Here is a 26,990-nt window from a genome sequence, read left to right on the forward strand (position 1 = left end):
CTCACTTGCCCTTCAGCGCGGCGAGCTGGTCCGGGGTGAGCTTGGATTTCAGGTCGTAGAAGATGTCGGCGGCGGTGATCCGGCGGGAGATGACGCCGTTGTCGGCGAAGGTGTTCACCACGTCGGCCAGGTCGATGGCATCGGATTCGGCGGGCAGGCGGGGCACGGTGACCTCACCGCCGACCCGGACCGCGTCGGCGAGCCGGTCACCGGTCAGCGCACGCGGGCCTGACTTCTCGAAGACGTTCTCGAAGTCTGCGGGCGCGGCCTTCTGCTTCGCGGTGAGTCCCTGCAGTACTTCCAGGTACTTCGCGGCGATATCGGGGCGCTTGTCGAGAACTTCGGTGCGGAAAACCACTACGGTGTTGTCCTTGGAGCCGACGGACTTCTCGGTGGCGATCTCCTTGGCACCCGCGGCCTTGGCCTCCTGGTAGGGCACCAGGAACGATGCCCACGCGTCGACCTTGCCGGTCGCGAAGGCCGAAGCGGCGTCCTTCTGCTGCAGGGGCACCCGGGTCACCTTGTCGGCCGGAATGCCCGCCTGGGCGAGCGCTTTGAGCGTGATGTACTCGCCCTTGCCCGCGGGATTCACCGCGATCCGCTTACCCACCAGGCCTGCCACGGTGGTCACGCCCGAGTCCGGGGTCACCACGATGCCGCTCTGATCCTGACCCGCCGGGTCGGCCACGGCGACGATCTTCACGCCGACATCCTTGGACAGCGCGCCGACGACGGGGCTGAACGCGGCGCCGGAGACATCGAGTTCGCTGGTGTTGAACAGCTTCAGCATGGAGCTGAAACCCGGCGTGGTGCTGACCCATTCGATCTTGGCGCCCAGCGGGGCGAGTGCGGCGTCGAAGGTGCCGTCGCGCTTGCCGACGGCGAGCGGGCCGCTGTTGCCCGGATCGGTGACCTTGAGTACGAACGAGGCTTGCGCCCCCTGTTCCGGCGTGGAGCCGGAGCCACACGCCGCGACGAGGGCTACGACGGGGACGATCGCGAGGGCGATCCGCGAGAAGGCCGGCAGCCTGCGGGACATCGGGGCTCCTGTTCGGGGCTGGGGGTTGATGCCTTCGCAGCGTAGGAGCGGGTGTGGTCTCGAACGAGGTATGCCTTTCCACGGATCGGAAAGCTTGACAGCGGTGGACTTGTCGTTCTATGGCACATAACCGAGGTTTCCGGACTCTTGTTTTCCACATAGCGGAAATTTGGGCGGTCGAGCGCTCGAACACCTGTGTTACCGTCGGCTCTGTGGAGACCTCCAGCGTGCAGACCGTGACCAGGGCCCTCTCGGTACTCGACTGCTTCCGCGGCGGCGAGGAGCGTGGGGTCTCGGAAGTCGCCCGTGCCCAGGGCCTGGCGATCAGCACCACCCACCGTCTGCTCGGTGCGCTCGTGCAGGCCGGGTTCCTGGAGAAGGACGCCGAGTCCAGTCGCTACCGCATGGGCGGAGCACTGGCCGAATACGGTCAGATCGCCTATCGCCAACACCGGATCTACCTTGCCGAGCCCTACCTCGAGCAACTGGCCGCCACCACCGGAGCGACCGGGTCGGTGGCCACCCGCCACGGCATCCACGCGGTCCTGCTGGGCACCAGCCGTTGGCGCGAGAGCGACGGGCACAAGCTCCAGGGTGTGCGACTTCCGTTGCACGCCAGCGCACTCGGCAAAGCGCTGCTGGCATGGTCGGATGCCAGCGATGACGAATTGCGTGCGCTGCCTTACGAAGAGGGCACCGAGCGTTCGGTGTCGAGCCCCGAGGAACTGCGCGCGGAACTGATCACCACGCGCGAACGCGGCTATGCGTTCAACGATCGCGAACTCGACCCAGGATTCCGGACCATCGGCCTGCCGATCCTCGACAGCCAGGGTCGCTGCCGCTTCGCTCTGGGCATGCGCGGACCCGCGACGCTGATGATCGACGAGCGGGTGCCGTTCTTCGTGGAACTGGCCAAGGTCACCGCGGCCGACATCGCCGCGAGGTTCGCCGCCGACTGAAGACCCGCCCCACACCGATCGCGTCACACCCTCGGAAAATGCCGCGCGAAACCGGTTGCGCCCCGGATACCTTGAACCGAGTGGTTAGTCGATGCAACGAAAGGACCTCGGTGGCTACCGATACCGTGAGCCCGGCTGTCGGTCTGCGTTCCGAACGAGGTCCGATCCTGGCCTCGCTCATGCTCTCCACCGGGCTGGTGGCACTCGACTCGACCATCATCGCCACAGCGGTGCTCACCATCACCGACACTCTCGGCGGGTTCGCGATGTTCCCGTGGCTGTTCTCCATCTACCTTCTCGCGCAGGCCGTGACGGTGCCGATCTACGGCAAGCTCGCCGACATGGTCGGGCGCAAGCCGGTGATCCTGTTCGGGATCGCGGCGTTCGCGGTGGGGTCGCTGCTGTGCGGGCTGGCCACGAGCATGGTGGCGCTCATCGCCTTCCGGGCGATCCAGGGCATCGGAGCGGGCGCGATCCAGCCGATGACGATGGTGATCGCCGGTGATCTGTACACACTGGCCGAACGCGCCAAGGTCCAGGGGTATCTGGCCGGGGTGTGGGCGAGTTCGGCCGTGCTCGGCCCGCTGCTGGGCGGCTTGTTCGCCGACCATCTGAGCTGGCGGTGGATCTTCCTGATCAACCTTCCGCTGTGCGCGGTCGCGGCCTGGATGTTGGTGCGCCACTTCACCGAATCGGCGGTGCGCCGCACCCAGCGCATCGACTACCTCGGTGCGATCCTGCTCACTGTCGGTGCGGGCGCCCTGATCCTCGCCCTGCTCGAAGGTGGTCAGGCCTGGGAGTGGACCTCACCGGTCTCGCTCGCCTTGTTCGTGAGCAGCGTGACGGTGCTGGCACTGTTCGTGGTGGTCGAGCTACGGACGGCGAACCCGATTCTGCCGCTGTGGATCTTCACCCGGCGCGTGGTGATCGCGAGCAGCACGGTTTCCTTGCTGGTCGGCGCCGTCATCCTCGGATTGACCTCGTACGTGCCGACTTTCGCCCAGGGCGTGCTCGGGACCACCGCCCTGGTGGCCGGGCTCACCGTGGGTGGGCTCACGCTCGGCTGGCCGCTCGCCGCGACCCTGTCCGGCAGGCTGTACCTGCGCTGGGGATTCCGCATCAGCGGCGTCGTCGGCAGCACGATCGCCGCGCTCGGCTGCGCGACCACGCTGCTCGTCGGCCCGCAGTCGAGCCCGTGGCAGATCGCGGCCTCCTGCTTCCTCATCGGCTGCGGGATGGGCCTGGTCGCCTCCCCCACCCTCATCGCCGCTCAGGCCAGCGCCGAATGGCACGAACGCGGCGTGGTCACCTCCGCCAACATGTTCGCCCGTTCTCTAGGCAGCGCACTGGGCGTCGCGGTGTTCGGCGCCATCGTCAACGCCGGCATCCACAACCCCGACCACCCCGCACCCGGCGAACTCGCCCACGGCATCCACCTGGTCTTCCTCGCGATGCTGGCCATGGCTGTCGTCATGCTCGTCGCCGCCGCGACCATGCCGGGCCGCGGCCACGTCTCCGCGACGTGATCACTGCGCGATGTCGGCCACGACCTCGCCCCCGATGTGCCGCGGCCGCGCGTATCCGCAGGCATCGAGGTGGTCTGGGTATCGCGACCAGCGTCGGTCGGCGAACCTCAACCGAGGTGGTCGAGCTGTTGGGCGGGCACGTCGGGCCGTTGCCTCCCGACGAACTCGTGGCGCATTTCCCTGAGAGAGACGAGACGGCCGCCGAGATCGGCATCGGCCCCGGGTTCGATCCCGAGGTCCTCGCGGATCGCTCGACGCAGCAGGCGAACACCGAAGCCCACCGACTCGTCCAGGAAACGATAAAGTGCCGCGACCTCCACGGCGTCGTTCTCGTCCAACTGGAGCGCTGCGCGATGGGCGATGTCGAGGCAGCGATTGACCTCCGACGCAAAATCGAGTGCTCGATCCGACACCACCATCTGCGCACGGGAATAGCTGTCGCGCAACGCCTCCCGCGCAGTCTCGAACTTGGCGAGATCAGGGGTACGCCCGCCGCTTTTCTCGTCGAGATAGTGCCGGATCGCCGTTCGGCAGGAATGCGCCGTGGTGTTGAGATCCGCGTAGACCGCCCGCTTCTCGTCGGTGGCCTCTTTCCGGGTGAGCTCCCGCAGTTCCTCCGCTCGATTGTCGCGCTGCACCTTCGCATCGATTCGCTTGCTGCGAATCGCGAAAACCTGGGTCACGACGCCGCCCCCGAGCGTGCCGACAACCGTGATCGAGGCAACCGCCACATTGGTCCAATCCATAGCAACTATTCTCTCTGCACCCCAATACAATTCACCACCCACACGAACCATTTCGCGGCGCGACGGCAGTCGGTAACTTTGTGCCATGGTGGGAATCGGCAACTCTGCGGATCGGACGGCGGACCAAATCCAGCGGCGGAAGCGACGGGCCGGCTCGTTCGGCGCGCAGGCAACCGTCTACGCCGAGCATCGGCCGGACTATCCGGAGGCGGGGATTCGGTGGGCGCTGGAGGCGGTCGCGAAAAAGGCGGGGGTTGTTGTGCTGGATTTGGGAGCGGGGACAGGCAAGCTCACCGGCGGTTTGCTCGCCGCGGGGGTCGAGGTGATCGCGGTGGAACCCGATGAGGCGATGCGGGCCGAACTCGTTCGTCACTTTCCCGGAGTGAGGGCGCTTTCCGGTACGGCGGAAGCGATTCCGCTGGCCGATGGGTCGGTGGACGCGGTGCTCGCCGGGCAGGCGTTCCACTGGTTCGATCAAGCGCTGGCCTTTCCCGAGATCGCGCGGGTGCTGCGCGCGGAGGGGGTGTTCGCCGCGTTCTGGAACAACGACGACAACAAGGTCGAGTGGGTCGCGGGACTGCAGGCGGTCTCGCGCTCATCCGCGTCGTTTCCACCGTCGTCGTCCGATGACGCGCTGCCCGCGCACCCACTGTTCGCGCCGTTCGAGCACGCCGAGTTCGCGCACAGCCAGCGACGGACCGCCGAATCACTGACCGCGTCCATCGGCACCAACTCACACACCGTGGTCATCTCCGCGCAAGAACGAGCCGAAGTGCTCGGCCGGATCCTCGACTACCTGCGTGCGACACCGGAGACAGCCGACGGCGAGTTCGATCTACCGCTGCGCACTGAGGTGATCCGCACGGTCCTGGGCCCGAATTCACCCCGGTGAGCGCCGATCACGGATACGAATGAACCCGCGCCGGACCGCGGGTTTCACCGTGCCGAGGTTCGCCGCCGCCATGACCGGACTCGGCTGTCGCGCCCGCTATGCCGAGCGTTCCTCCGATCTGCGCACCACGTCGACGATTTCATCGGAGGCGAATTCGACGACGCGACGGACGCGGGAGTTGGCGACCGGTGCCAAGTCCACGACGATCGACGCGCCCGCGGCGGGTTGGGTGAGCGCGGTGATGCGGTCCTGGAGGAAGCCGCCGTCGGGGACCGGGACGCGGATGATGTCGCCGACCGTCAGGGCTTCGGCGCGGATTCGGCCACCGGTCGCGGTGGGATCGTGCGTGCCGCAACGGGTGTGGCCGACCGTTGCGCCGAGGCCGCGTTCGGCGATGGTCCACCAGACGGGTGAGTCGGGATCTTCGGGGCCGATTCGGGTGTGCCAGGACAGGATTCGGTCGCGTTCGGCTTCGGCGTCGGCGCGGGTCTCGTGCAGGGACAACTGGCGCCGCACCGGAGCGTTGCGCGGCCGGGTGGTGCCCGCGGCGCCGTCGACGACCAGGATCCAGCGGGCGCCCACGGCTTCGTCGCGGCGGGCGGTGACCCGTTTGGCCAGGGCGAGGCCCGGGGTGGCGCCGAGTCGGTCGGCGGCTTCCTCGATGCTCTCGACCAGCCCCAGCGCACGCAGCAACTCGGCGACCGACAGTTCCGAGGTGGCCAGTTCCTGGGCCAGCGCGGGCATGGGGGTGCGCCTGCGCCAGCCGATGCGGGCACAGTGCTCGTGGCGGGTGAACCACAGGCCGCTGCGGGAGCGGCGGTGATGATCGATCACCACCGCCCACCAGTCCCATTCCGGTTCGGCGACAAGGCGTGTGCGGATCCAGCGCTCCCGTTCGGCGGTCGGTACCCGTTCCTCCGGCGGTACGAAGTTGCGCAGCGCGGCGCGCACCGCCGATTCGGTACGCCCGACCGTGATCGCCGTGCGGGCCAGATCGGCGCCCGCGCGCAGATCGTCGGCCAGTATCCGGTATTCCGATTCCCGCCAGGTGGTTCCGTGCTGGCGTGGCGGCCGCAGATCGCCGCGGTTCTCGTCACTCATCTCGTGTGCCCCCGTTCTCGCACCGCCCGGCCACACTCGCGTCCGGGCTGGTTGTGTGACACTTCGACGATACCGAGGGGGTACGACAGAAAATGGCTCTCTGCCAGCGGCTTTCCAGCAAACGGAGCTATCCGGTGTGTACTGCGTCGCGGCGGCCGAAGGCGTAGTAGCCCGCGCAGACCAGTGCCGCCCAGACCGCACCGACGACCAGCGCGGTGCGCCCGCCATCGGTCCACAGCAACAGCACCACGACCAACCCGAGGAAACCCAGCGCGGCCCACGTGGTGACGGGAGCGCCGGGCAGCCGGTAGTCGCTGCCGGGCAGCTCGCCCGCCCGAACCTTGGCACGATACTTGATGTGGCACACCAGGATCACGCTCCACACGACGATGATCCCGACGGTACTCACCGAGGTGATGTAGGCGAAGGCCTTGTCCGGCGAGATGGCGTTGACGACCACCCCGATGACCATCGCGCCCGCCGAGGCGCAGATGCCGGTGAACGGCACCGACTGCTTGCTCAAGATCGCGAACTTCGCGGGCGCTTCGTCACGCAGCGCGAGGCTGCGCAGCATCCGGCCGGTGGAGTAGATGCCCGAATTGCACGATGAGAGTGCCGCGGTGAGCAGCACGAAGTTGATGATGCCCGCGGCGGCGGGGATGCCGATCTGCTCGAAGACCTCGACGAACGGGCTGCGCCCGGCGTGGAAACTGCGCCAGCTCGCCACCGACATGATCACCACGAGCGCACCGACGTAGAACAGACCGATCCGGAACGGCAGGGTGTTGATCGCCTTGCGCAGCGTGGTCTCGGGGTCGCGAGCTTCTCCCGCTGTCACGCCGACCAGTTCGACACCGACGTAGGCGAACACGACGATCTGCAACACGAGCAGGGTCTGACCGAAACCGTGCGGGAACATGCCGCCGTCGGCCCACAGGTTGGTCACCGTGGGATCGGCGGCGTGGCCGAAGCCGAACACCAGCACACCGATGCCGATCAAGATCATCGCCAGGATCGCGGTCACCTTGATGGCCGAGAACCAGAACTCGCCCTCACCGAAGACGCGCACCGAGATCAAGTTCGCGGTGAACAGCACCGCGAGCACGACCAGCGCGGTCACCCACTGCGGGATATCGAACCAGTACTGGACGTAGTGGCCGGCCACCGTGATCTCGGCCATGCAGGTCGACACCCACACCGCCCAGTACGACCAGCCGGTCGCGAACCCGGCGAACCGGCCGAGGAACTCGTGCGCGTATTCGGCGAAACTGCCCGACACCGGGCGGTAGGTCAGCAGCTCACCGAGCGCGCGCATGATGACGAAGATCGCCAGCCCGGCGGCGAGATAGGCCAGGATCAGCGACGGACCCGCCTGCTCGATCGCCGCGCCGGAGCCGTAGAACAGCCCGGTGCCGATCGCACCGCCGATGGCGATCATCTGGATGGTGCGCGGGTTCAGGCCGCGCTCGTATCCCTCCGATTCGGCCGTAGGGGCGGACGCCACGGGGGCGTCGATGGATAGGCCGGAGCCATCGGCTGACATGGAGCAGTCCTTCCGTCGCGTCGATCAGTCGTGCACGCTACCGCCCCGCAACCGTGGCCGGTGTCACCACCACCGGTGCGCGGAAATACCGGCGGTCCGGCGCGGGTTGGCCTCCATAGGGGTAGTACGCAACTCGAGGAGGCTCATGAGCGCCGTCACGCTGTCGGTTCTGGATCTGGCACCGGTGCAATCGGATGCGACGGCCGGTGACGCGTTGCACGCGACGACCCGCTTCGCACAGCACGCCGAAGAGCAGGGCTTTCGCCGATTCTGGGTGGCCGAGCACCACAACATGCCCGGCATCGCCAGTGCGGCGCCGGCGGTGGTGCTGGCGCATCTGGCCGCGTCCACCTCGCGGATCAGGGTCGGCTCGGGCGGGGTGATGTTGCCGAACCATCCGCCGCTGGTGGTCGCCGAACAGTTCGGCACACTCGAGTCGCTGCATCCCGGACGGATCGATCTCGGGATCGGCCGCGCCCCCGGCACCGATCCGGTCACCGCGCGCGCACTGCGCCGCAGTGCCGAAGGACTCGGTGGTGACGCGTTTCCTCAGGAACTCACCGCGCTGATCGGTTTCTTCCGTGGCGCCGATCCGAGCGGGATCGTGGCAAGCCCCGGCCTCGACGCGGAACCGCAGGTGTGGCTGCTCGGTTCGAGCGGCTACAGCGCGCAGGTCGCCGCGGTGCTGGGTCTGCCGTTCGCGTTCGCTCATCACATCGCCCCCGACAACACCGTCGCCGCGCTGACGCTCTACCGCGACAACTTCCGGCCGTCGCAGACCCTGAGCGAGCCGTACACGATCGTGGCCGCCTCCGCGATCTGCGCCGACACCGATGCCGAGGCAGACCGCCTCGCCGCACCCCGCGATCTCGCCTTCGCCAACCTGCGCTCGGGCCGCCCCCAGGCACTGGCCACCCCGGAGCAGGCCGCGGGCTTCCCCGGCACCGACGCCGAACGCCACTTCGCGGCGCAGCGCCGGGCCGCGCAGCTGCAGGGCTCGCCGGAGACGGTCCGCGCCCAAGCCGCACAACTGCTCGACGCCACCTCTCCCGACGAGCTCATGCTCAACACCCTCGTCTACGACCTCGACGCCCGCATCCGCTCGCTCGACCTGACCAAGAAGGCGATCGACGGCTGAGCGCTTCGCTCAGCGCAGTCGGAATCCCCTGGCGGCCAAGGACTCCCGCAACCGGTGGCGGCCGTTGAGGGAGGCCGCCGAGGCCAGCCGGGCGAGGGTGCGCTCGGTCCACGAGAACGGCAGGCCCTGATCGGTGTAGATCTCGCCGATCCGCTGTTCGTATTCGGCGACCGGCTCGCGCTGGACCGGAAGGTCGTAGGTCTCGTGATGCAGCACCGCCGTCTGCGGTAGGCGCGGCTTGACCCTGGTGCCCTCCGCCGGGTCCGGGTGGCCGACAACCAGGCCGAAAACCGCGAAGACGTGGTCGGGCAGATTCAGCTCGGCGGCCACCGCTTCCGGGTCGTTGCGCAGCGCGCCGATGTAGACGGTGCCCAAGCCGAGAGATTCGGCGGCGACCACCGCGTTCTGTGCGGCGAGCGCGGCGTCGACGAAGCCGACGTAGCTGGATTCGAGATAGTCGGCACCCTCCAGCGGTGCGCCGTGATCGTCGGCGAGCTGACGCAACCGGGCGAAGTCGGCAGTCCAGACCAACAGCACGGGCGCCTGCTCGATATGCGCCTGACCGCCCGCGATCGCGGCCAACCTGGCCCGGCGCGCCGGATCACGGACCTCGATGACGCTCCACACCTGCAGGTTCGACGACGTCGCCGCCGACTGCGCGGCCGAGACCAGCAGCCGAATCGTGTCCGGCGATACGGGATCCGGGAGATAGCGGCGCACCGACTTGTGCGCGTGCAGCACTTCGAGCACCGGATTCCACTGGGCCGGAATCTCGGTGGCCGGGTCCGCGTAACGCTGCTGTACGGGGTGGGTGGGGCTCGGTGCGGTCTGCGTCATAGGGATATCGTCGGCCAAGGCGCCGCGGCCGTCTGCGGTAACCCTCACCGTGAACCGAACGGCGGCCTCGGTCCGGCCGGTCGATACAGTGGACGCGGGGAGCCCACCGACTGGTGGGACGAAGAGAGTGCGTCATGGGCAAGGTGTTCGATCGGATCGACGACAAGTTGCGGGCATTCATCACCGAACAGCCGATGTTCTTCATCGGCACCGCGCCGTCGGCCGGCGGCCACGTGAATGTCTCCCCCAAGGGCTATCGCGACACCTTCGCCGTACTCGACGACCACACCGTCGCCTATCTCGATCTGTTCGGCAGCGGCTCGGAAACGATCGCCCATCTGCGCGACAACGGCCGGATCACCGTGATGTTCTGTTCGTTCACCCGCACCACCCGCATCCTGCGACTCTTCGGCGCGGGCCGGGTGGTTCGCCCCGACTCCGACGAATTCGACACGCTGCGTGAACATTTCGGCACCGGCCACACCGGAATCCGTTCGGCGGTGGTGATCTCGGTCGACCGGATCGCCGACTCGTGTGGCTGGTCGGTGCCGAAACTCGACCTCGTCGAGGAACGCTCGATCCTCGACGAGGCCCATACCCGCCGCACCGATGCCGATTTCGCCCGCCGCATCGCCGGCGACAACGCCACCAGCATCGACGGGCTGCCCGCGCTCGAGCCGGACCATCCGGTGCCGTCCACCGTGCGGCGCTGAGGTCAGGTCGCCGGGACCGAGGTGACCGCGATCGCCGGCTCGGACAGGCTGCCGAGGTAGAGGGTGCCGTTGTGTTCGGCCACCGCGGTGACCAGCGCGTAGTCGGCGCCCTCGCGCTGCAGATCGTGCACGAGGGTGCCGTCGAAATCGAACGCGAGCACCCAGACCGAACGAACGGGCGCGGGCGTCAGGCGATCCGGCAGCGCGTCGACCAAGCGCCTCAGGATCCCCGGAAGCGGGAAGAGCCTGTCCAGCAATGGGTTACGTGGGGAGACGATGCCGACCCAGACCAGTCCGTCGCTGCCGACCAGCATGTTGTCGGGTGAACCGGGCAGGTTCTCGGCGACGTAGTCCGTGGTGCCCGCGCGCGGACCGGTCAGCCAATAGCGCGTGATCCGGTAGGCGCCGGTCTCGGCGACCAGCAGACAGGATCGGTCGGGGGCCAATACCACACCGTTGGCGAACTGGAGACCGTCGACGAGCACCTCCAGGTGTCCGTCCGGATCGCGGCGGACCAGCGCTCCGCTGCCGGAATGTTCCAGAATGTCGGTCATCCACTCCTCGAACGGCCACCGCCGCGACGAGATCGAGAAATAGATCGTGCCATCGTCGTCGCGAATCACGTTGCTGGGGAACGCGATCGGAACACCGTCGAGCTCGGCGACGACGACCTCGAGTTCCGCGCCCGCCTCGGCCAGCCGGAGGATGCCCCGACCTGCGACGCAGATCAGTAGTGCGCCGTCGGCCTCGACGTGCATGCCCAGCGGCCTGCCACCGGCGTCGGCGATCCGCTCGACCTCACCACTGGCCGGATCGACGCGCCAGATCGCGCCGTCGTCGGTCCCGGTGACGATCCGGCCGTCGGGCAGCACCACCACATCCTCCGGGCCGTTGCCCGGCAGCGGCAACAGACGGGTCGGCGGCATCGGCGGATCGCTCTGGGTCTGCCGAGCACGAGCGGTGGGGCGTGGCGGAGTCCAGCGGTGAGGGCGCATCTGCATGCCCATTGCTACCACGCTGCGGGTCGCCACGGGCCCGGTGGCGGAATGGACGGCACCGCAGGCAGTTCAGCGGCAGTCCGGTTCCCCGGTCGGCGACGCATGAGCCCGAGGACGGTTAAAGTGCGGCGGTGAACACCGGATCTGCCAGCTCGCTGCTCGATCGTCTCCTCGCACCCCAGCCCGCGCCCGCCTGGTGGTTGGTGCTCGCCACCGCCGCGGTGGCGTTGATCCTGGTCGGCTACCGACCGCTGTGGCGGCTGACCCGCGCCGCGGTGACCGTGGCGCACGAGGGCGGACACGCGCTGGTCGCGCTGCTCACCGGGCGCAGGCTGCACGCGATCACCCTGCACACCGACACGTCGGGGCTGACCGTGTCGAGCGGCAAACCGAGTGGTCCCGGCATGATTCTCACCGCGGCCGCCGGGTATCCGGCGCCGGCGCTGCTCGGGCTCGGCTACGCGGCACTGCTGGGAACGGGCCGGGTCACGGTGATGCTGTGGGCGACACTGGTGATGCTGGCGGCGGTGCTGATCAAGGTGCGCAATGTGTACGGGCTGCTCACCGTGTTCGTGCTCGGCGCACTGGTGTTCGGGGTGTCGTGGTTCGGCAGCGATCTGCTGCAGGCCGCGTTCGCGTATCTCGCGGCGTGGTTCCTACTCGCCGCCGGGGTGCGGCCCGTCTTCGAACTGCAACGCAGCCGTCGCAGGCAACCGGGGCGGACGGACTCCGATGCGGACCAGCTGGCCCGGTTGACCCATCTGCCCGCGGTGCTGTGGGTGCTGTTCTTCAGCGCTGTCTGCCTGGCGGCGCTGGTCGTGGGCGCGATGCTGATGCTGGCCCCGGTCGAGGAGCTGCACCCGCTGCTTCAGCGGTGATCGGCGATCCAGTAGTCGACGGCCTCGGTGACGAGCGCACTCGGCGGCTGCAGCGCGTTGAGGGTGACACCCGCTTCGTCGGGTTGCAGCGGTTCGAGGGTGTCGAGCTGGGAGTCCAGCAGGATCGTCGGCATGAAGTGACCGAGTCGGCCGGTCATCCGGCGGAGCAGTTCCTCGCGGGTGGCGGCCAGGTGAACGAAGTAGGTCTGCGGCGCCTTCTCGCGCAGGCGGTCGCGGTAGGCCCGCCGCAACGCCGAGCAGGTCGCGACCCCGCCGGCCGCCTGGTGCTCGGCGAGCCAGTCCGCGACGGTATCGAGCCAGGGCAGCCGGTCCTCGTCGGTGAGCGGGATGCCCGCGGCCATCTTCTCGATGTTGGCCGGCGGATGGAAGTCGTCACCTTCGGCGTACGGGACTTCGAGCCGGTCGGCGGTCAGCGCGCCGACGGTCGTCTTCCCGCACCCCGACACGCCCATCACCACGATGACAGGTTCGACCACAGCGACCTCCTCGTCTCCACAGCACGCCCACGCATCCTGCCCGACCGAGGGTAGTGGGGGCGACGACTCCCCCAGCGTCGATCAGGGAATCGGACGGTCGGTGGGCAGGTTGACGAAGCTCGGCGCCGCGGGGTCGAGACGAACGTGCTGGGGCTCGAGACCGCTGGCGTTCAGCATCGGCCGGAACGGCAATGCCTTGGGCGCGTTGCCCGCGAAGACGTCGATGCGCAGCCGATGTCCCGGCGCCAGCACCGCCTGCGTCGGGATGACGGCCACATCGATGTCGGTGGGTGCGCCGGGGACCACCGGCAGCAGCCGGTCGACGGTGAGGGGGTTGAAGGGCGCGGTGAAGTCTCCGTTGATCGAGCGCGCGCTGCGCCGTTCGTCGACGGCCCGCATCGACGAGGTGAGCTGGCCGGTGGTGAGCACCGTCGAGGTCCCGTCGGGTGCCACGTCGTTGACGGTGACGTTCCAGAATCCATCGGTGGCATCGTGGATCGTGTTGAGCCGCACATTGATCGGGCCCGAGATCACCGTCTGTTCGGTCAGCGGGGCGCTGGTGAAGGTGAGGCCGTTGCGTTCGGCGATGCGGGAGTCCTTCGCGCAGGTGTCGAACGCGGCCGCCATACCCGCCGAGCCCTGAGCCGCGTCGCGCGAGCAGACCTGATTCAAACCCGGTGCGACGGTGAGTGTTTCGGTAGCGGTAGGCCCGGTGGCGCTGAGCGATCCGTCGTGCAGACTGTCCTCGGTGCTGCCGCTGGGGGCGGCCGAGAGGTAGACGCGGCGATGCGTGACGCCGGGCTGCGGGAACTCGCGCAGCGTCACCCAGCTACCACCTTGCTGTTTCACCGTGACCGGCCCGAATCCCTCGATGCCGCTGTCGATGTCCTTGAGCCATTTGTCGAACCAGGCCCGCTGCAGAACGTCCAGGCGCGGGGGCGCGCCGGGAACACCGGTCCCCGCACCGGGATTGGCGTGATAGGTGTCGCCGACGACGAGTTGCTTGCGCCCGGCGGGCAGCGGGATCTGTTCGTAGAGCTTGGTCGCGCTGTTGGCGAAGATGTCGTGCCAGCCGCCGTAGACGAAGGTGGGCACCGTGACGTTCTCCGGGTGGCCCATGATCGCCTCGCGGAACGCCGAGGTGTCGTCGAGCGCACCGTCGAGCGCGGGCGGCATGTTCGACAGCGACGGGGTGAGCAGCGACTGGGCGAGCAGGTCGAAATTGGTGGTCGGGTCGGCGAGGCGATCCTTGAACCAGGTCCAGTCGAAACTGCCGTCGACCATCGAGGCCACGTCGGGCACGAGCTTGAGCTGGTTGACCGAGTTCAGCCACATCGGCAGGAAGGTGGTGCCGACGCCGCCGCCGGGGGCGACCACGTCGCGCATGAGGTCGCTGCCGGGTTCGACCGGGAAGATCGCCTGCAACGCGGGCGGGGCGTTCTCGGCGGCGCGCAACTGGTTGATCCCCGAGTAGGAGCCACCACTCATCCCGATGCGCCCGTTCGACCACGGCTGCGTGGCCGCCCAGTCGATCACCTCGCGGGTGTCGAGTTGTTCGCGCGCACCGAGGGTGTCCCATTTGCCCTGCGACAGGCCGGTTCCGCGCACATCGGCGACGATCACGGTATAGCCGGCGCTGACCAGTTTGCGGTCGACGCCGAGCATGGTCTGGATCATGCCGCCGTCCAGTGCCTGCATGAGGTCGCCGAAACCGCTGATCGGGGTGGTGGACAGGTTCAGCCTGCGCACGATATCGACGGCGGTGGACTGCAGGCCCGGGATCGCGGCGGCCGATTCGATCAGCCCGGTCATGAGTTTCGAGTACGGCGTCAGGCTGACGATCACCGGAAGCGGCTTCTGCTCGATCACGCCCGCGGCGTCGGCCGGGCGGTAGACGTCGGCTTTGAGCACCACACCGTCGCTCATCGCGATCTGGACGCCGCGCTCCACCCGCACCTCGGGGTAGGCCCCCGGGCCGTCGTGCTGGGCGGTCCACCGCGCGGACGGCGCGTCCGGCGGCTGTCCACCGGCGAGACCGCCGCCGCAGCCGAGCACGACGACCACCGCGAGGATCGTCACCAGAATCCGGACCAACCCGCGTTCCGAACCTCTAACCACCATGAGTCGCTCCCGACCGGTTCGTTTCCGACGTTGACCAAGCCACCGCACGATCGGCGCGGAAACTGTAACAGGGGTAACGAGTTCGCCGGGTGATCGTCGGCCCGCTCGGACTGTCGCTGTGAACACACGTTGTTCCAGTTCAGCGCGGTTGTGGCTCCGCGTTCATGTCGGTGGCCGGTGGTTGACTCGACCCATGCCGGTGCCGTTGGGACCGGCCTACATCCATCGCCGAGGAGGACGTTCGACAATGCCGACACGCGACGAAGCTTGGCCGCAGGGGACTCCCTGCTGGATCGACTGTCAGGTGGACGACACCACCGCCGCCCGCGATTTCTACCGCACGCTGTTCGGTTGGGAGGTCCAGGACGGTCCCGCCGAAGCCGGCGGCTATCTCATGGCCACACTCGACGGCCGACCGGCGGCGGGCATCGGTCCGAAACCCGAGGGCATGAGCGAGATGCCGTCGGTGTGGACCACCTACTTCGCGGCTGAACGCGCCGACGAAATCGCCGAGCGGGTGAGCAAGTCGGGCGGACAGGTGTTCATGCCGCCGTTCGATGTTCTCGACGTCGGGCGGATGTTCATCGCCGCCGACCCGGCAGGCGGGGTCTTCGGTGTGTGGGAAGCCAAGGCACACCACGGTGCCGGCGTGTTCAACCAGCACGGCGCCTATTGCTGGAACGAACTGCACACTCCCGCCTACGACCAGGCACACGAGTTCTACGACAAGGTATTCGGCTGGCAGTACAACGAGATCGGCGACGGGGAAACCTTCACCTACTCCACCTTCGCGCTGCCCGGTGACAGCCACGAGATCGGCGGCATGATGGACGCCTCAGCGCTGAGCACCCCGCCCTACTGGCTCACCTGGATCCAGGTCGACGACGCCGACGGCTCGCTGGCCGAGGCCACCGAACTGGGAGCTTCGGTGATCATGGGCCCCGACGACAGCCCGTTCGGCCGGATGGGCATTCTGCAGGCGCCCCAGGGCGAGGTGTTCGGCGTGATCGATCCGGCCAAGGCGGTCGGCGAGGTACCCACCGGGTCCTGACCTCGTCACGGCGTGACGATGGCGAAGTTCGGGTCCGGCTTGTCGATCAGACCGGGCAGCTTCGCCAGTGCGGTGGCATCGCCGTCGAGGGCGATGTCACCGCTCGCGACGCCCTTGCGCAGGTCGGCGCCACCGACCAGGGTGGCGATCAGGGTCTGACGGGTGAGAGTGATCGTCGCGTCGGGTGCGGGCAGCGCGTCACCGGGGAATCGGTCGTAGTGCACGAGTACGCCGTTGCGCAGTTCGACGCGGTGAACGCGGTTGTCCTCGTTGCTGATCCGCCAGTCGGTGCTCATCCGGACATCCCAGGCCTTTGGACCGTCGATCCGCAGCGACACCGCGTCGAACACCTGCTCCACGCTCAGCGCGGAGGCCATCGCCGCGGAGTTGGCCGTGGTCGGCGTGCCGAAGGAACCGTTGCGCAGTTCGTGGGCGCCACTGAGATAGAAGTTGCGCCAGGTGGCGTTCTCCGCGCCGTAAGCGAGCTGTTCGAAGGCACTGGCCTGCAAGTCTTTTGCCGTCTTGTTGGTGGGGTCGGCGAAGATCACGTAGTTCACGACTTGGACGACCCAGCGGTAGTCGGCGGCGTCGTAGGCCTTCTGCGCCGTGCGCAGGGCCGCGTCGGCGCCGCCCATCGCGTCGACGTGGCGGCGCGCGTTCTCCACCGGCGGGTGTTCCCACAGGTGCGCCGGGTTGCCGTCGAACCAGCCCATGTACCGCTGGTACACGGCCTTGACGTTGTGGCTCACCGAGCCGTAGTAGCCGTGCGTGGACCACGACGTTGTCAGCGCGGGCGGCATCCGCAGCATTTCGGCGATCTCGGCGCCGACGTAGCCCTGGTTCAGCAGTCGCAGCGTCTGATCGTTGAGGTAGCCGTACATGTCGCGCTGCAGCGACAGGAACTCCACGATCCGATCGGTACCCCAGACGGGCCAGTGGTGCGAGGAGAACACCAGATCGGACCGGCGACCGTACCGGTTGATCGAATCGGTGAGGTATTTCGACCAGACATGCGGGTCGCGCACCAGCGCGCCGCGCAGAGTGACGATGTTGTGCATGGTGTGGGTGGCGTTCTCGGCCATGCACAGGATGCGGCGATCGGGGAAGTAGAAGTTCATCTCCGACGGCGCCTCGGTGCCCGGCGTCAGCTGGAAGACCATCCGCACGCCGTCGACCGTCTCTTCCTGGTCGGCGCGGGTGACATGGACGGTGGGTGGGATCAGGCCGATCGTGCCGACCGAATTGGTCTGTCCGAGACCGGCTCCCACCTGACCTTTCGGACCGCGCGGCAGGGCGGCGCCGTACATGTAGGCGGCGCGGCGGGCCATCGCCGTACCGGTGTAGATGTTCTCGGCGACGGCGTGCTCCATGAATCCCGAGGGCGCGATCACCGGACAGCGACCGGCGGCGACGTCCTGCGGGGTGATGACGCCGTAGCTGCCGCCGAAGTGATCGACATGGGAGTGGGAGTAGATCAGGCCGGTGACCGGCCGGTCACCGCGATGCTTGCGATAGAGCGCGAGCCCGGCCGCCGCCGTCTCCGCCGAGACCAGCGGATCGATGACGACCACGCCGGTCTCGCCTTCGATCAACGTCATGTTCGACAGGTCGAGGCCACGGATCTGGTAGAAGCCCGGCGCGATCTCGTAGAGGCCCTGTTTGACGGTGAGCTGCGACTGCCGCCACAGGCTCGGGTTCACCGAGTGCGGACAGGAACCGGCGAGGAAGTCGTAGGAGTCGGTGTCCCACACCACTTTCCCCGACGGATCGGTCACCGTGCCCGGCTCGAGGGAGGCGATCCAGCCGCGGTCGGCGTCGGCGAAGTCGGCGGTATCGCCGAAGGGCAAGGTGTCGGCCAGCGCGCGGTTGGCCTCCAGGATGGCCTCGGTCGGGTCGGTCTGGGTGCTCGACGGGGTGACTCCGGCGGGTCGGTCACCACATCCGGTGACGGTCGCGCCGACCGCCACCGCGGCAGCCGCGCCGACTCCGACACCCAGCATCCCGCGCCGCGACAGCTCGCCCCGGCCCCTGTGTGCACTGCTCACCGTTACTCCTTCGTTCCACGACCGTCCGACCCGAACGACTATTGCAGACTAACTGCAATATCTGTGTTATTTCTGAGCAATCGCCGTACCGGGCAGCGCGGCCAGCTGAATATCGAGCAGCAACCGGTCCTCGGGGTCGGTCATATCGATGCCGAGAATGGCCTCCACCCGCCGCAGCCGGTAGCGCAGCGTGTTCGGATGCACGCGCAACGTGGCCGCCGCGGCACGGACCTCACCGTGCGCCCGCAGATAGGCCTGAACCGATACCCGCAGGTCAGCGGCGTGAGTTCGATCGTAGGCATCGAGGTCGGCCAGGCGCGGATCGTGCAGGCGCGGGCGCTCGCGGATCAGCTCCATGATCTCGGCCAGCAGTACCGCGGTCCTGGCATCGGCCAGCGTGGCGACCCGGCCACCCGTGGGGTCGGCGACCGGGCTGTCCAGCACCCGGTCGACCTCGGCGCGCGCACTCGCGACCGCGGTGAGCCCGGCGACCGGTGCGGCGATCGCGGCCCGCACGATCAGTTCGCGCGTCTGCTCGAGCTGGGTCACCAGCTTGCGCACCCACGAACCGACGCCGCGCTCGGAATGGTAGGCGGGCAACAGCACATAGACGCGCTCGCCGATCGACTCGGTCACCGAATCGTCGCGGAAAGCGCTGGCGTGCAACCGGATCAAACCGCTCGACGCGGCCAGTCCCGCAGCCGGGCCGATCGGCGCGAAGCCGATCACCGCGGCGGGACCGGTCGCCGGCAGGTTCAGCGCGGCGGCGACCGAGGGCACGTCGACGCCGTCACCGTGCGCGCCGAACAACCGGCGCACGAGCAGCGCCTCGGTCGACGGCGCGTCCAGTCGTCGCGCGATGATCCGGGCCGCCACCGCCGACGCGCCGCGCAACACCTGCGCCGCGTCGGGTCGCAGCGGCCCCGCACCCTGCTGCAACCAGATGGTCCCGAGCATTCTGGCTTGCGCGCCGTCGGCGCCTCGCCGGATGCCGACGACAAGTCTGCGGCGGATGTCGAGCTCGGGATGTTCGGGCACATCGACGACCTCGTCACCGCGCCGCACCCGGTCGAACACGCCCCATTCCCGCAGGATCCGCAGGTAGTCGCTCGGGCCTTCCCGTCCGAGGATGGACTGGATGCGCAGCTGATCGGCCGAGGCGTCCGAGGCCGAGTAGGCCAGGACGTGCGATTGGGGGTCTTCGATCGAGACCATGCCGCCGGTTTCCCTGGCCAGCACCTGAGCCAGCCCGAACAGGTCGGTGTCGGGGGCGAGCAGGTCGTGCTCGTCGGATGCGGCGCGCTGACCGGGCGAACGGGCAAGCATCCGCCGGATCAGGGAGAACACCTGGTCCCAGCGCGCCTGCCGGTGCACGTGCACCAGCGCGACGCCCGCGGTGTGGGCGGCGGCGCGCACCGCGGGTGAGTCGTTGGCGCTCTTGGTCATGAGCACGCGCGGCCGCTGCGCGGGGTCACGGTCGCCGACTTCGCGCAACCACCGCTCGGTCGCGTCGGCGTCGACGCCGACCAGCAAGTACACCTCGGGCAGGGCGCCCTCGGCGTCGAGGTGTTCGGGCAGGTCAGCAGGCTCGGCCAACGCGACCGTTCGCACCGCGACCTCCTCGCCCGCAGGCGCGTCGACGAGGGTCGCGACGGCATGGTCGAGCGCGGCGAGCAGCCCGCGCAGCGTGGTGGACCCGTCGGGCATCGGGTACCTCCGGTTTGGTCGATCGGACAAAGACAGGCTCGGATATTCATCCGATCAGATGATTATGACTGCTGCCGATCGGTGTTGACTACGTCACATCCCGCTCTCCCCCACGACGCAGGAGCCGCACTCATGGACGCCATCGCGACCACCCCACCACCGGTCAACGAACCTGTCGGCACCTTCGCTCCGGGCAGCCCGGAACGCCGCCGCCTCCAGACCGCGCTCGCCGAGTTGTCCGCCTCCCCCACCGAGATCAGCCACGTGATCGGCGGTCGCCATCTGCCCGGCGACGGTCCTTCCTACGACGTGGTCCAACCGCATCGTCACGCCGCCGTCCTGGGCACCCTGCGCGACGCGAGCACCGCCGAAACCGCCGCCGCGGTCGAGGCCGCCTGTGCCGCGGCGCCCGCCTGGCAGGCGACGCCGTTCGACGATCGAGCCGCGATCTTCCTGCGTGCGGCCGACCTGCTCTCCGGGCCGTGGCGGGAGAAGATCGCGGCCGCGACGATGCTCGGGCAGTCCAAGTCCGCCTACCAGGCCGAGATCGACGCACCGTGCGAGCTGATCGACTTCTGGCGGTTCAACGTCTCGTTCGCCCGCGAGATCCTGGCCGGGCAGCCGATCTCCGCACCCGGGGTGTGGAATCGGATGCAGTACCGCTCGCTCGAGGGGTTCGTCTACGCGGTGACACCGTTCAACTTCAGCGCGATCGCGGGCAATCTCCCCACCGCGCCCGCCCTGATGGGCAACACCGTGGTGTGGAAGCCGGCCAGGAGCCAGTCCGTGGCGGCCTATCTGACGATGCGACTGCTCGAGGCGGCCGGACTGCCGCCCGGAGTGATCAACCTGGTCAACGGGGCGGGTCCGGTGATCTCCGATGTCGTGCTGGCCGACCCACGACTGGCAGGCGTGCACTTCACCGGGTCGACGGCCACCTTCCAGCACCTGTGGCGCGAGGTGGCGCAGCGTTTGGACGGCTACCGCACCTATCCGCGGCTGGTCGGGGAGACCGGCGGCAAGGATTTCGTGCTCGCACACCCGTCGGCCGATCCGGCGGTACTCACCACCGCGCTGCTGCGCGGCGCGTTCGACTATCAGGGCCAGAAGTGCTCGGCCGCTTCGCGAGCCTTCATCCCGCGTTCGGTATGGGCGACGATGTCGGAAGACCTGATCGAACGGACATCGAACCTGCGCTACGGCGATGTCACCGATTTCACCAATTTCGGTGGGGCACTGATCGATCGACACGCCTTCGACCGCAACACCGCCGCGCTCGAGCGCGCCAAGGCCACACCGGGCCTGACCGTGGTGGCGGGCGGACACAGCGATGACAGTGTCGGCTGGTTCGTCGACCCGACGATCGTGGTCGGTGACGATCCCACCGACGAGGTCTTCGGCACCGAGTACTTCGGCCCGATCCTGGCGGTGCACGTCTACGACGACAGCACCCCGACAGCCTTCGCCGACGCGATGGACCTCGTCGACAGCGGCAGCCCCTACGGGCTCACCGGCTCGGTCATCGCACAGGACCGCACCGCGATCACCGCGGCGACCGACCGGCTCACCTTCGCCGCGGGCAACTTCTACATCAACGACAAACCGTCCGGGGCGGTCGTGGGCCAGCAGCCCTTCGGCGGTGGACGCGCGTCCGGCACCAACGACAAGGCCGGTTCCCCGCAGAACCTGCTGCGCTGGACCTCCGCGCGCACGATCAAGGAAACCTTCGTTGCGCCCACCGAGCATCGCTACCCTCACCAGGCACCGGAGGTCGGCTGATGTCTGCTCTGCTGCGTTCGACCATGCTCGCCGCCGCGCGTTCACCCCGACTGGAGCGCACCATCACTCGACTGCCGATCAGCCGGGCGGTGGTGGCCCGCTTCGTCGCGGGCACCAGCACCGAGGAGGCGGTGCGGGCCACCGAATCACTGTTGCGCTCAGGACGCTTCGTCAGCATCGACTACCTGGGCGAGGACACCACCGACCTGGCGGGCGCCGAGGCGACCGTCGCGCAGTACCGGACCTTGATCGCCGCGCTCGGCGCACTCCCCCAGTCCGAGGTGGCCCCGGGAGCTGTTCGGCCACTGGAGGTTTCGGTGAAGCTGTCCGCGCTCGGGCAGGCCGTGCCGAGCGGCGGTCACGCCATCGCCCGCGAGCACGCCCGCCAGATCTGCGCCGCCGCCGAGGCCGCGGGAATCTGGGTCACCGTCGACGCCGAAGACCACACCACCACAGATTCGACGCTGTCGATCGTGCGCGAACTCCGCGCCGACTACCCGTGGCTGGGCACGGTGCTGCAGGCGTATCTGCGCCGCACCGAGGACGACTGCCGCGCGATGGCGGGCCCGGGCTCGCGAATCAGGCTGTGCAAGGGCGCCTATGACGAACCCGAATCGGTCGCCTTCCGCGACAAGGCCGAGGTCGACGCGTCGTACATGCGGTGCCTCGGCGTGCTCACCGCGGGCGCGGGCTATCCGATGATCGCCTCGCACGACCCGGCCGTGATCACCGCGGCCGGGGTGGGTGTGCAGTCGGCACAGCGCAAGACCGAGGAGTACGAATACCAGATGCTGTACGGCATTCGCACCGAGGAACAGCAGCGACTCGCCGCCGCGGGCAACCATGTTCGCGTATACGTCCCCTACGGTGACCAGTGGTACGGGTACTTCATGCGCAGGCTGGCCGAAAGGCCCGCCAACCTCGGGTTCTTCCTGCGCGCATTGGTCGGCACGCGCGGAAGATGACCGGCTCGGTCGAACGATCATCGCCGCTGAACATTATTCACTCTCGACGCCCGTGGTTGCGCGTGGCGGTGTACTCGGATGAGCCCACCGTGACGCGGCGGTGTGCGCCGATGGAAGGAAACGCGAATGTCTTTCGCAGAGCTGCGCACCCAGATGTTGCGCCGCAAACCATTGATCGAGGTCGACGACGAGATCCCCAGTGACGAGCGCCTGGCCAAATCACTCGGGCTCTGGCAGCTCACCGCGATCGGCGTCGGCGGCATCATCGGCGCGGGCATCTTCACGCTGGCGGGCTCGGTCGCGCACTCGGTCACCGGTCCGGCAGTTCTGATCTCGTTCCTGATCGCCGGTGTCGCCAGCGCCGCGGCAGCGCTGTGCTACGCCGAATTCGCGGGCATGGTCCCGAAAGCGGGCTCGGCCTACACCTACGGCTACGTTTCCCTCGGTGAGCTCGCCGGCTGGTTCATCGGCTGGGATCTGCTGCTCGAGTACATCGCGGTGGCGGCGGTGGTCGCGATCGGTGTATCGGGCTATTTCGGGTTCCTGCTCGATCAGATCGGGCTGACCCTGCCGGAGTGGATGCTCGGCGCGCCCGATACCGGGGACGGCCGGGTGATCGACCTGTTCGCGGTGCTGTTCTGTCTCGGCACCGCGTGGGTGCTCTCGCGCGGCATCGGCAGTGTGGGCCGGTTCGAGACGGTCGCGGTCGGCATCAAGGTCGCCCTGGTCGTGCTCATCGTGGTGCTCGGGGTGTTCCATATCGACAGCGCCAACTACGAGCCGTACTTCCCGTTCGGCACCGGCGCGGTGTGGACGGGTGCGGCGACGGTGTTCTTCGCCGTGTTCGGCTATGACGCGATGAGCACCGCCGCTGAGGAATCCATCGACGGGCGCAAGCACCTGCCCAAGGCGATCATCTACTCCCTGGCGATCGCGATGGTGCTCTACGTGCTGGCCACGCTCGTGCTCACCGGTATGCAGAAGTACACCGAGATCAGCCCGACCAGCGGTTTCTCCACCGCGTTCGAATCGGTAGGGATGCCGGGCGTCGCCAACATCATCGCGGTCGGCGCGATCGTCGGCATCATCACCGTGGTGCTCACCTTCATGCTCGGCGTCACCCGGGTGTGGTTCGCGATGAGCCGCGACGGGCTGTTGCCGATCTGGTTCGCCAAGACCCACCCCACCCGCAAGGTCCCGACCAGGGTCACCTGGATCGTCGGCTTCGGCGCGGCGATCCTGGCCGGCGTGTTGCCGATCAACACCGTCGCCGAGCTCACCAATATCGGCATCCTGATGGCCTTCATCGTGGTGTGCGTCTCGGTGATCGTGTTGCGGCGCACCAGGCCCGATGCTCCGCGTTCGTTCCGGCTGCCGCTGATGCCGGTGATCCCGCTGGTCGGGATCGGCTTCTCGGCCTACCTGATCTGGTCACTGCCGTGGGAGACCTGGGTGCGCTTCCTCGGCTGGCTGGTCGTCGGGCTGATCGTATACTTCGCCTATTCGCGCAAGCACTCGGTGATGAACCGGACCGCGCCGGAGCCGAGCAAGTAGGCCGACAGCGAACTGTGCTGTGATGGGTCGATGAGATCGGAGCAGGACGCCGCGGCGGGCGCGGGGCAGGCGCGCGCGCCGCGGCGGCGGCGCGATCCCGCGAAAACGCGCGAAGCGATCATCGACGGACTGCTCGCTGCGGTGACCGCGGGCGATTTCGCACCGACCGCGCGCGAGATCGCCGCCAGGGCGGGCACCTCCGAACGCAGTGTCTTCGTGCACTTTCCCGACCGCGAAGCGTTGCTGGTGGCCGCGACGGAGCGCCAGTCCGACATGGTCGAGGGGTGCCTGGTCGTCGCTGACCCCTCGCCTGCCCTGGCCGAGCGGATCAGGGTCGCGGTCGCGCAGAGCGCCGCGATCTTCGACCTGCAGCGCGTGCCCCGGCTGCCCGGTCTGCAGGAATCTCGATCGATCGACGCGATCGACGCACGGATGCGGCGCACCGACGAACGCATCCGCGCCGTACTGGCCGCGCTGTTCGCACCCGAACTGTCGCGCTCCGACGGCGAACTCGACGACGAGCTGCTCGATCTGGTCGACGGCGCCCTGGCCTGGCCGACGCGCCACCACCTGCAGGACCGGCGCGGACTGTCGGGCGAGCAGGCATCAGCGACGATCGAGCGTGCGGTGCGCTTGCTACTCGCTCAGCGCTGACCCGGGTACGAGCACCCGCTTGAGGATCTTGCCGGTCTCCCCGCGTGGCAGCGCGCTCAGGAACGTGACATCACGCGGGACCGAGAATCGACTCAGCCGGTTGCGGATGTAGGTCCGCACCATGTCCGAATCCAGTCCCGCCCCTTCGCGTTTCACCACGAACGCGGCCAGCCGCTGACCGAACTCCCGGTCGGGGACGCCGACCACGGCGACTTCGCTGATCTGCGGCAGGTGGGCGAGCGCCTCCTCGACCGGTCGCGGGAAGACGTTCTCGCCACCGGAGATGATCATCTCGTCGTCGCGGCCCGCCACGAACAGCCGTCCCGCGGCGTCGAGATAGCCGAGGTCGCCGGTGTCGAGCATGCCGTCTGCCTCCTCCGGCGGCGCGGAGTTCACGTAACCGTCGAAGAGCATGTGGTTGGCGACGAAGATGTGGCCGGTGGAGCCGACCGGTACCGGCCGCAGGTCGGGACCGAGCACCGCGACCCGGGTACCCAGCGGCGGACGACCCGCCGTCGTGGGCGAAACCCGCAGGTCGTCGGGGGTGGCGACGCTGGCCCACGAGACCTCGGTCGAGCCGTACACGTTGTAGAGCACGTCGCCGTAGCTGTCCAGGAATCGCAACACGGTGGCGCCGGCCAGCGGCGCACCACAGCTGACCACGAATCGCAGGCTCGACAGGTCCAAGCCCGCACGGACCTCGTCGGGAACCTCGAGCAGGCGTTCCACCATCGTCGGAACCACGATCAACGTGGTGATCCGGTGTTCGGCGACCGCGCGCAGGCAATCCATCGCATCGAAACCGTCCGACAACACCACGGTGGCGCGCAACGCGGTGCTCAGCTGCAACCCGGCCAGACCCCAGGTGTGGAACAGCGGCGCGGGAATGAGCATGACCTCCTCCACCCGCAGCGGGATCCGCGAGAGCAGCGCGGCGATGGTGCCGAACCCCTTGGCGTGCGGGCGGCGCGCGCCCTTGGGCGAACCGCTGGTGCCGGAGGTGAGCACGATCAGCCTGCCGGGATGGGCAGGCACCGGGAAGTCGGTGTGCGCCTGGGTGATCAGGTCGTCGATCGTGGTGCGGTCGGGGTCGGGCGGACAGTCGTCGGTGGTGTAGCGCGGTACCTCGCTGTGCAGGTAGCGGATCAGCGTTTCCAGCGCACCGTCGACGAAGACGGCGCTCAGCCGGTGCCGCTGCACGATCTCCTCGATCCGCCGCCCCGACAATCCCGCGTTGAGCAGCGCCACGTCGACGCCGAGTTTGCCCGCGGCGACCATGGTTTCGACCATGCCCGCGTGATTGCGCGCCAGCAGGCCGATGGCGTCGCCCTTGCGCAGACCGATCGAGTGCATCGCGGCGGCCAGCGCGGTGGATCTGGCGTCGACCTCGGCGAAAGTGCGATGACCGCCCGCATCGATCAGCGCGAGCCGATCGGGTTCGTACGCCGCGCCCGCCGCGTACCCACCGGCCAGGTTGAAGCCCCATTTCGACAGGGAGCGAAGCTGTCTCACGATCGACATCGGCTCGGGCCGCATCAGGCCGGTGGCCGCGATGCTGCGCGCCACGCCGGCATTGCGGCGCACCATCGAGCGTTCGGCGTTGACCACCACCGAGGAACGGGTGCCCGCGATCGAGTCGGCGGTACGGCGTAGCCCCGCCTTCACCCAGTCGGTGACCAGCGAGTTGCCGCCCTGCTCGAGCAAGGGATGGATCCGCGCGGTCGCGAACAGGGTGATATCGAGGCGCGTGCGCTGCTGATCGCCACGCAAGCGGATCGCGGCGAAACTGCCGAGGACCGGGCTGCGCAGTTCGAAACTCTCGTACCAGCGGCCGATCACGAGAATGAACTCGTGCGTGCGGATACCGCCGCTCGCCGACCCGACCCGCACCTGCCAGTGGACCGCGCCGTCGGGACGTTCCACCGGTTCGCAACTGCCGATCCCGGTGAACATGCGTGGGTAGCTCTGGGGATCGAGCAGTACATCCCACAACGCTTGACGCGCGATCGTGAAATCCGCGCTGACATCGATGACGTCGTTGACCAAACTCCGTGCTCTACTTCCCGTCGGCCTGTTCGACCCAGCTGGTCGGCGGGCAAAAATGGGCGCTGCGGCCGATACCACCTCGCGGGTCGCCACGCTACCCGGCTGCGGCGCCCTGTCATCAAGAATCAGACAAAACCGGTGGTTCGGGAGCGTTTCGGCCGGATTTTGGTTTGTGCGCCACACCTGCCGACATCGCCGATG

The 26,990-nt window shown here is 68.3% G+C and carries 22 protein-coding genes; 11 read left to right on the forward strand and 11 right to left on the reverse strand.

Translation table 11 applies throughout. The features are described 5' to 3' along the window. Window position 1: 1 nt before the first annotated feature. Window positions 2-1,039 (reverse strand): NrtA/SsuA/CpmA family ABC transporter substrate-binding protein, encoded by a 1,038-nt coding sequence (locus tag ACWFRF_RS00455; protein WP_378989952.1) that lies wholly within the window; start codon window positions 1,037-1,039, stop codon window positions 2-4. Window positions 1,040-1,251: 212 nt separating this feature from the next. Here ACWFRF_RS00455 and ACWFRF_RS00460 point away from each other — a divergent pair, with 212 nt between their 5' ends. Both ACWFRF_RS00460 and ACWFRF_RS00465 read left to right on the forward strand, forming a co-directional pair. Further along, window positions 1,252-1,998, forward strand: coding sequence for an IclR family transcriptional regulator (locus ACWFRF_RS00460; protein WP_379314271.1), 747 nt, complete (start codon window positions 1,252-1,254; stop codon window positions 1,996-1,998). Between the two features lie 110 nt (window positions 1,999-2,108). After that, complete coding sequence (locus ACWFRF_RS00465; RefSeq protein ID WP_452448348.1) at window positions 2,109-3,524, forward strand: MDR family MFS transporter; 1,416 nt, start codon at window positions 2,109-2,111, stop codon at window positions 3,522-3,524. Between the two features lie 107 nt (window positions 3,525-3,631). Here ACWFRF_RS00465 and ACWFRF_RS00470 read toward each other — a convergent pair whose 3' ends face one another. Further along, window positions 3,632-4,270, reverse strand: coding sequence for a hypothetical protein (locus ACWFRF_RS00470; protein WP_452448349.1), 639 nt, complete (start codon window positions 4,268-4,270; stop codon window positions 3,632-3,634). 85 nt (window positions 4,271-4,355) lie between these two features. Here ACWFRF_RS00470 and ACWFRF_RS00475 point away from each other — a divergent pair, with 85 nt between their 5' ends. Further along, window positions 4,356-5,162 carry a class I SAM-dependent methyltransferase gene (locus tag ACWFRF_RS00475; protein ID WP_452448350.1) on the forward strand — a complete coding sequence of 269 codons (807 nt, stop codon included), beginning with the start codon at window positions 4,356-4,358 and terminating at the stop codon, window positions 5,160-5,162. A 96-nt stretch (window positions 5,163-5,258) separates the two neighbouring features. On the opposite strand, the gene ACWFRF_RS00480 is transcribed toward ACWFRF_RS00475, so the two are convergent. Together ACWFRF_RS00480 and ACWFRF_RS00485 are read right to left on the reverse strand one after the other, a co-directional pair. Then, on the reverse strand, window positions 5,259-6,263 hold the full coding sequence (locus tag ACWFRF_RS00480) for a hypothetical protein (RefSeq protein ID WP_449961180.1): 1,005 nt from the start codon (window positions 6,261-6,263) through the stop codon (window positions 5,259-5,261). Window positions 6,264-6,390: 127 nt separating this feature from the next. Next, window positions 6,391-7,806, reverse strand: a complete 1,416-nt coding sequence (locus ACWFRF_RS00485; protein ID WP_452448351.1) for an amino acid permease — start codon at window positions 7,804-7,806, stop codon at window positions 6,391-6,393. Between the two features lie 145 nt (window positions 7,807-7,951). Here ACWFRF_RS00485 and ACWFRF_RS00490 point away from each other — a divergent pair, with 145 nt between their 5' ends. Next, complete coding sequence (locus ACWFRF_RS00490; RefSeq protein WP_378989945.1) at window positions 7,952-8,944, forward strand: LLM class flavin-dependent oxidoreductase; 993 nt, start codon at window positions 7,952-7,954, stop codon at window positions 8,942-8,944. A gap of 9 nt (window positions 8,945-8,953) precedes the next feature. Here the strand turns inward: ACWFRF_RS00490 and ACWFRF_RS00495 are convergent, their stop codons facing one another. Continuing rightward, entirely contained in the window at window positions 8,954-9,781 is an 828-nt protein-coding gene (locus ACWFRF_RS00495) for an NADPH-dependent oxidoreductase (RefSeq protein ID WP_378989944.1), read from the reverse strand. Window positions 9,782-9,915: 134 nt separating this feature from the next. Between ACWFRF_RS00495 and ACWFRF_RS00500 the strand changes: the two genes are divergently transcribed. Further along, on the forward strand, window positions 9,916-10,494 hold the full coding sequence (locus ACWFRF_RS00500) for a pyridoxamine 5'-phosphate oxidase family protein (RefSeq protein ID WP_378989943.1): 579 nt from the start codon (window positions 9,916-9,918) through the stop codon (window positions 10,492-10,494). Window positions 10,495-10,496: 2 nt separating this feature from the next. Here the strand turns inward: ACWFRF_RS00500 and ACWFRF_RS00505 are convergent, their stop codons facing one another. Beyond that, a complete protein-coding gene (locus ACWFRF_RS00505; RefSeq protein ID WP_452448352.1) occupies window positions 10,497-11,501 on the reverse strand; it encodes an SMP-30/gluconolactonase/LRE family protein in 1,005 nt (334 codons plus the stop codon). A gap of 122 nt (window positions 11,502-11,623) precedes the next feature. Between ACWFRF_RS00505 and ACWFRF_RS00510 the strand changes: the two genes are divergently transcribed. Then, on the forward strand, window positions 11,624-12,370 hold the full coding sequence (locus ACWFRF_RS00510; RefSeq protein WP_378631064.1) for a M50 family metallopeptidase: 747 nt from the start codon (window positions 11,624-11,626) through the stop codon (window positions 12,368-12,370). On the opposite strand, the gene ACWFRF_RS00515 is transcribed toward ACWFRF_RS00510, so the two are convergent. Both ACWFRF_RS00515 and ACWFRF_RS00520 read right to left on the reverse strand, forming a co-directional pair. After that, the gene (locus ACWFRF_RS00515) at window positions 12,361-12,843 is read right to left on the reverse strand and encodes a gluconokinase (RefSeq protein WP_378990022.1); all 483 of its coding nucleotides are present in this window, start codon (window positions 12,841-12,843) and stop codon (window positions 12,361-12,363) included. The genes ACWFRF_RS00510 and ACWFRF_RS00515 overlap by 10 nt on opposite strands. 105 nt (window positions 12,844-12,948) lie before the next feature. Beyond that, window positions 12,949-14,988, reverse strand: a complete 2,040-nt coding sequence (locus tag ACWFRF_RS00520) for a CocE/NonD family hydrolase (protein ID WP_387447357.1) — start codon at window positions 14,986-14,988, stop codon at window positions 12,949-12,951. A 247-nt stretch (window positions 14,989-15,235) separates the two neighbouring features. On the opposite strand from ACWFRF_RS00520, the gene ACWFRF_RS00525 reads away from it, so the two are divergent. After that, window positions 15,236-16,039 (forward strand): VOC family protein, encoded by an 804-nt coding sequence (locus tag ACWFRF_RS00525; protein ID WP_452448353.1) that lies wholly within the window; start codon window positions 15,236-15,238, stop codon window positions 16,037-16,039. A 5-nt stretch (window positions 16,040-16,044) separates the two neighbouring features. Here the strand turns inward: ACWFRF_RS00525 and ACWFRF_RS00530 are convergent, their stop codons facing one another. Further along, window positions 16,045-18,039 carry an alkyl/aryl-sulfatase gene (locus tag ACWFRF_RS00530; protein WP_452448825.1) on the reverse strand — a complete coding sequence of 665 codons (1,995 nt, stop codon included), beginning with the start codon at window positions 18,037-18,039 and terminating at the stop codon, window positions 16,045-16,047. Window positions 18,040-18,150: 111 nt separating this feature from the next. After that, window positions 18,151-19,791: a PucR family transcriptional regulator gene (locus ACWFRF_RS00535; RefSeq protein WP_452448354.1), complete on the reverse strand. Its 1,641-nt coding sequence runs from the start codon at window positions 19,789-19,791 to the stop codon at window positions 18,151-18,153. 132 nt (window positions 19,792-19,923) lie between these two features. Between ACWFRF_RS00535 and pruA the strand changes: the two genes are divergently transcribed. The 4 genes from pruA (at window position 19,924) to ACWFRF_RS00555 (ending at window position 24,743) form a co-directional block, all read left to right on the forward strand. Continuing rightward, window positions 19,924-21,570 (forward strand): L-glutamate gamma-semialdehyde dehydrogenase, encoded by a 1,647-nt coding sequence (gene pruA / locus ACWFRF_RS00540; protein WP_452448355.1) that lies wholly within the window; start codon window positions 19,924-19,926, stop codon window positions 21,568-21,570. Further along, entirely contained in the window at window positions 21,570-22,535 is a 966-nt protein-coding gene (locus tag ACWFRF_RS00545; protein WP_452448356.1) for a proline dehydrogenase family protein, read from the forward strand. Before pruA ends, ACWFRF_RS00545 begins: the two co-directional genes overlap by 1 nt. Window positions 22,536-22,661: 126 nt before the next feature. Continuing rightward, complete coding sequence (locus ACWFRF_RS00550; RefSeq protein WP_378989934.1) at window positions 22,662-24,089, forward strand: amino acid permease; 1,428 nt, start codon at window positions 22,662-22,664, stop codon at window positions 24,087-24,089. 30 nt (window positions 24,090-24,119) lie between these two features. Beyond that, window positions 24,120-24,743 (forward strand): TetR/AcrR family transcriptional regulator, encoded by a 624-nt coding sequence (locus tag ACWFRF_RS00555; RefSeq protein ID WP_452448357.1) that lies wholly within the window; start codon window positions 24,120-24,122, stop codon window positions 24,741-24,743. Here the strand turns inward: ACWFRF_RS00555 and ACWFRF_RS00560 are convergent. Further along, window positions 24,726-26,789, reverse strand: coding sequence for an AMP-binding protein (locus ACWFRF_RS00560; RefSeq protein WP_452448358.1), 2,064 nt, complete (start codon window positions 26,787-26,789; stop codon window positions 24,726-24,728). The genes ACWFRF_RS00555 and ACWFRF_RS00560 overlap by 18 nt on opposite strands. Window positions 26,790-26,990 lie beyond the last annotated feature (201 nt).

It is taken from the genome of Nocardia sp. NPDC055165, assembly GCF_053606985.1.